Source organism: Burkholderia sp. 22313, from assembly GCF_052045245.1.
In the GTDB taxonomy this organism is placed as follows: Bacteria; Pseudomonadota; Gammaproteobacteria; order Burkholderiales; family Burkholderiaceae; genus Burkholderia.
In genome coordinates this window covers 1-4,482 of record NZ_JBQEON010000069.1, presented here as the reverse complement: position 1 = coordinate 4,482, position 4,482 = coordinate 1, and the positions used below count along the sequence as shown (strand labels likewise).

At 60.8% G+C, this 4,482-nt stretch carries 3 protein-coding genes and 3 tRNA genes; 5 read left to right on the top strand and 1 reads right to left on the bottom strand.

The window, feature by feature from the left end:
- Nucleotides 1-270 precede the first annotated feature (270 nt).
- Nucleotides 271-1,400 (top strand): IS3 family transposase gene (locus ACTJKF_RS31195; RefSeq protein ID WP_440628966.1). Its coding sequence is split into 2 segments (ribosomal slippage): nucleotides 271-523 and nucleotides 523-1,400, totalling 1,131 coding nucleotides; the frame shifts between segments, so codons are not numbered across the junction.
- Between the two features lie 269 nt (nucleotides 1,401-1,669).
- Here the strand turns inward: ACTJKF_RS31195 and ACTJKF_RS31190 are convergent.
- Nucleotides 1,670-2,038, bottom strand: a complete 369-nt coding sequence (locus tag ACTJKF_RS31190) for a hypothetical protein (protein ID WP_440628965.1) — start codon at nucleotides 2,036-2,038, stop codon at nucleotides 1,670-1,672.
- A gap of 886 nt (nucleotides 2,039-2,924) precedes the next feature.
- On the opposite strand from ACTJKF_RS31190, the gene ACTJKF_RS31185 reads away from it, so the two are divergent.
- The 4 genes from ACTJKF_RS31185 (at nucleotide 2,925) to tuf (ending at nucleotide 4,482) form a co-directional block, all read left to right on the top strand.
- A tRNA-Tyr gene (locus tag ACTJKF_RS31185) sits at nucleotides 2,925-3,010 on the top strand.
- A 42-nt stretch (nucleotides 3,011-3,052) separates the two neighbouring features.
- Nucleotides 3,053-3,126: transfer RNA gene (locus ACTJKF_RS31180), tRNA-Gly, on the top strand.
- A gap of 25 nt (nucleotides 3,127-3,151) precedes the next feature.
- Nucleotides 3,152-3,226: transfer RNA gene (locus ACTJKF_RS31175), tRNA-Thr, on the top strand.
- A gap of 65 nt (nucleotides 3,227-3,291) precedes the next feature.
- Nucleotides 3,292-4,482, top strand: a complete 1,191-nt coding sequence (gene tuf / locus ACTJKF_RS31170; protein ID WP_011350666.1) for an elongation factor Tu — start codon at nucleotides 3,292-3,294, stop codon at nucleotides 4,480-4,482.

Sequence of the window (4,482 nt, the reverse complement as noted above, 5' to 3'; positions counted from 1 at the left end):
CCCGCCGACGCCGGCGCACGACGGGCGCCGGCCAGCTCGAACCGCAACGCCAAGCACTCGTTGTTCCAGTACCGCGGATCGCCTCAATCCTCTCACGCGCAGCGTGCCCGTCCGTAGTGGCGACGCTAAGTCTTGTGCTGCCCGCGGTATGGGCGGATCGACACTGATTCGTTTGACGCGATGAAGACGAGCCAACGCGTCCCTGTGACCTTCCCCCTCCGAAGTATCCCACTGTAAAGTTAGTGGCAAGGCCGCAGGAGAAACCTTGTCATGAAGAAGTCGCGGTTCAGCGAAGAGCAGATTATCGGGGTGCTGAAGGAAGCCGACGCAGGCATGAAGGTCGCAGACCTGTGCCGCAAGCACGGCATATCGGATGCGACGTTCTATAACTGGCGTAGCCGTTATGGCGGCATGGATGTGTCGGAAGCGCGGCGATTGCGGCAACTGGAGGAAGAAAATCAGCGGCTCAAGCGGCTGGTGGCCGACCAGGCGCTGGACATTCAGGTTCTGAAGGACGTTCTCGGAAAAAAGTGAGTTCGCCCGCGCAGCGCCGGGAAGTCGTGCAGCAGGTGATTGAACAACACGACTATTCGGAGCGCCGGGCGTGCGCCCTCATTGGTCTGAATCGCCGAACGTTCCGGCGGCCGGCGCCGCCTGACGCCGACCACGAAGTGCGGCAACGGCTGCGCGAGCTGGCACAGCAGCGGCCACGGTTTGGCTCGCCCCGCCTGCATGTCTTGCTGCGCCGGGAGGGCCTGGTCCAGAACCACAAGCGCACTGAGCGCCTGTACCGTGCAGAAGGCCTATCGCTTCGCCTGAAACGTCGAAAGAAGCGCCCGAGTCATCTACGCGTGGTCATGCCGACGCCCAACGGCGCAGACGAAAGCTGGGCGATGGACTTTGTTGCTGATGCGCTGGTGCATGGCCGACGCATACGCATGTTGACGATCATCAACGCGTGGAACCGCGAGTGCCCGCACATCGGGGTCGACTTCTCGCTAACGGGTGTACGCATGGCGCGTGTGCTCGAGCAGTTGCGGCAACGCGGACGATGTCCCAACCTGATTCAGGTGGATAACGGCCCGGAGTTCGTCAGTAAGGCGCTCGACGCCTGGGCGCACGAGCACGGCGTAAAACTGCAGTTCATTCGGCCCGGCAAGCCGGTGGAGAACGCTCACATCGAGAGCTTCAACGGCCGACTGCGTGAAGAGTGCTTGAATCAGCATGCATTCGTCAGTCTCGACGATGCACGCAGGCGAATCGAAGCGTGGCGCACGGACTACAACTCGGTGCGTCCGCATAGTGCCTTAGGGCAGTTGGCGCCGGACCAATTCCGGCAATTGCATCAACCGAAAACCGGCGAGTCCACTAACTTACGAGTGGTGTACTCGAAGGGGTAAGGTCACCTGTTCCCATCACATTCGGCAGCGTCCGCGCAGGGAGATCTGGCGCGGGCGTTAGTTTCCAGTACCGCTGCCATCGCACCAGGCGCCTTCTATCCTCCGAACGATGGTTCATCACCCGTCCGCACGGCAAAGGTTTCGTCATCCGTCTGGCCGGGCTATCGGTCGGCTTATTGAGGCCATCTGAGCTCAACATTGGCGATTGCGATCGTAGTGTCGGTGAGCAAGTGGCGTGTTTAGAGGAAATCGACGGCATCCGTGTCGGCTCAACGACCCTGCAACAGCAGGCCTGTCGACGCGTCGCTAGCGGGTGAAATTCCATCAGGCTTGCTGCTGAAGCCGAGGCGGCAACAGCCGAGATTCGTCCATCGGTTGGATCCCGTCAGAAGTTCGCGTTGTTGCTCATCACGATCACGGGGCTGGCCGTTGCGAAGGGCATGGATTTCTTCGATGAGTGCATAGGCGGTGCCGCCGAAGCAGTTCCGGCCTGCGCCTATCAAGGCGAACTGCGTACCGTCCGCGTTGACGCCTGTCGACCGCACCGCGCACGCGGTGCTTGGATCTCCCAATGCCGAATGCTCGCTCGAGGTAAATCGGCGCACCTGACCTGCCTGATCCTGCGTCAACACCAGCATTGCCGGGCACCGAGCGACCGATGTCGACGGGCTCGTGTCGCATGTCAGCTTCCCTGCATCCTGATGCGTATGAGGCGTCGCATATCGGCCCGGGTCAAAGCCGACTTGGGTATCTGCGCTCAACTGAACGAGGCGGTATCGACTCGACACGTCGAAAGTCGCGTGTACAGCGCAGCTGGGCTGCGATAGGCCGATCAGACGTCCGCGTTGGTCGGTCTGCACGAGGCCCCGACGCAATGCGCGCTGCCCCTTCGGTATCGCCCGCGTTCGCCGCGGGAGTGGCGAAGATCAGTGCGATGGCAAGAGGGAAGCTCGGACTTCGCATGGGCGACAGAGGGGAGCGCGGCGGTTTGATGGTGCGACACGGGGTGGTACCGCCTGTCCATCCGTGGCGAAGGGGCGAACGTCGACCAACACGGGGATTCTGCGCTACAGGATCGATTCTCGTGCCGCAGTGGGGCTGCGAGGCGTTACCCAAAGGATCCGGCTTTCGGATCTGGTGTCCTGGTGACTCCTGCGTGAAGGCCTGCCGCATGGGCGGTTGCGTGCCGTCATTCACGCCTTTCAACCGGCCCGCTTCCCTTGGCGAAGGTTCCTCTCATCCCTCCGGCATGGAAATTGCAATTTTTTTTGCATACCCACTTGGCATTATGCGCCGGAGGTCGTATGATGGCGGTCTTTCGTTTTCAGCAAAGATGCAAATCGATGCCGAAGACGGAGTCTGACGAAGATGTGGGCGCCGATCGGCGATCCTCTTGTGCTCGCCTCAGCCAGGCAAGCATGGCTGTCGGGTGAATCGAGCGGGTGCGCAGGAAGAGAATGAAAATAATCTTCCGGATGTGCTTGACAAGAGTTCGATGCACCCCCATAATCGTCAGTTCTCTACGGAGGGGTGCCCGAGTGGCTAAAGGGGGCAGACTGTAAATCTGTTGGCTTACGCCTACGTTGGTTCGAATCCAACCTCCTCCACCAAGAATATAGCGCAGCGAGCGGTAGGAATCGTTAGTGGCCCGTGCGGGTGTAGCTCAATGGTAGAGCAGAAGCCTTCCAAGCTTACGACGAGGGTTCGATTCCCTTCACCCGCTCCAGTCCGTGCAGTTGAAGCGTAATAGCGCCCATGTGGCTCAGTGGTAGAGCACTCCCTTGGTAAGGGAGAGGTCGGCAGTTCGATCCTGCCCATGGGCACCAGCAGTAAAAAGTCAGTGTCTGTTTGCGCGCGGCGCAACCTGTGAAATTCCTTTTGGGAGTCGAAAATGGCCAAGGGTAAATTTGAGCGGACCAAGCCGCACGTCAACGTTGGTACGATTGGTCACGTTGACCACGGCAAGACGACGCTGACGGCAGCGATCACGACGGTGCTGACGAAGAAGTTCGGCGGCGAAGCGAAGGCCTACGACCAGATCGACGCGGCACCGGAAGAAAAGGCGCGCGGCATCACGATCAACACGGCACACGTCGAGTACGAAACGGCTAACCGCCACTACGCACACGTCGACTGCCCGGGCCACGCTGACTATGTGAAGAACATGATCACGGGCGCGGCACAGATGGACGGCGCGATCCTGGTTTGCTCGGCAGCAGACGGCCCGATGCCGCAGACGCGTGAGCACATCCTGCTGGCACGTCAGGTTGGCGTTCCGTACATCATCGTGTTCCTGAACAAGTGCGACATGGTGGACGACGCTGAACTGCTCGAGCTGGTCGAGATGGAAGTTCGCGAACTCCTGTCGAAGTACGACTTCCCGGGCGACGACACGCCGATCGTGAAGGGTTCGGCGAAGCTGGCGCTGGAAGGCGACACGGGCGAGCTGGGCGAAGTGGCGATCATGAGCCTGGCCGACGCGCTGGACACGTACATCCCGACGCCGGAGCGTGCAGTTGATGGCGCGTTCCTGATGCCGGTGGAAGACGTGTTCTCGATCTCGGGCCGTGGTACGGTTGTGACGGGTCGTGTCGAGCGCGGCATCGTGAAGGTCGGCGAAGAAATCGAAATCGTCGGTATCAAGCCGACGGTGAAGACGACCTGCACGGGCGTTGAAATGTTCCGCAAGCTGCTGGACCAAGGTCAGGCAGGCGACAACGTCGGTATCCTGCTGCGCGGCACGAAGCGTGAAGACGTGGAGCGTGGCCAGGTTCTGGCGAAGCCGGGTTCGATCACGCCGCACACGCACTTCACGGCTGAAGTGTACGTGCTGAGCAAGGACGAAGGCGGCCGTCACACGCCGTTCTTCAACAACTACCGTCCGCAGTTCTACTTCCGTACGACGGACGTGACGGGCTCGATCGAGCTGCCGAAGGACAAGGAAATGGTGATGCCGGGCGACAACGTGTCGATCACGGTGAAGCTGATCGCTCCGATCGCGATGGAAGAAGGCCTGCGCTTCGCAATCCGCGAAGGCGGCCGTACCGTCGGTGCGGGCGTCGTCGCCAAGATCATCGAGTAA

Coding starts and splice junctions, on each gene's coding strand:
- ACTJKF_RS31190 (WP_440628965.1), bottom strand. CDS start 2,038: ATGCTGGTGTTGACGCAGGATCAGGCAGGTCAGGTGCGCCGATTTACC.
- tuf (WP_011350666.1), top strand. CDS start 3,292: ATGGCCAAGGGTAAATTTGAGCGGACCAAGCCGCACGTCAACGTTGGT.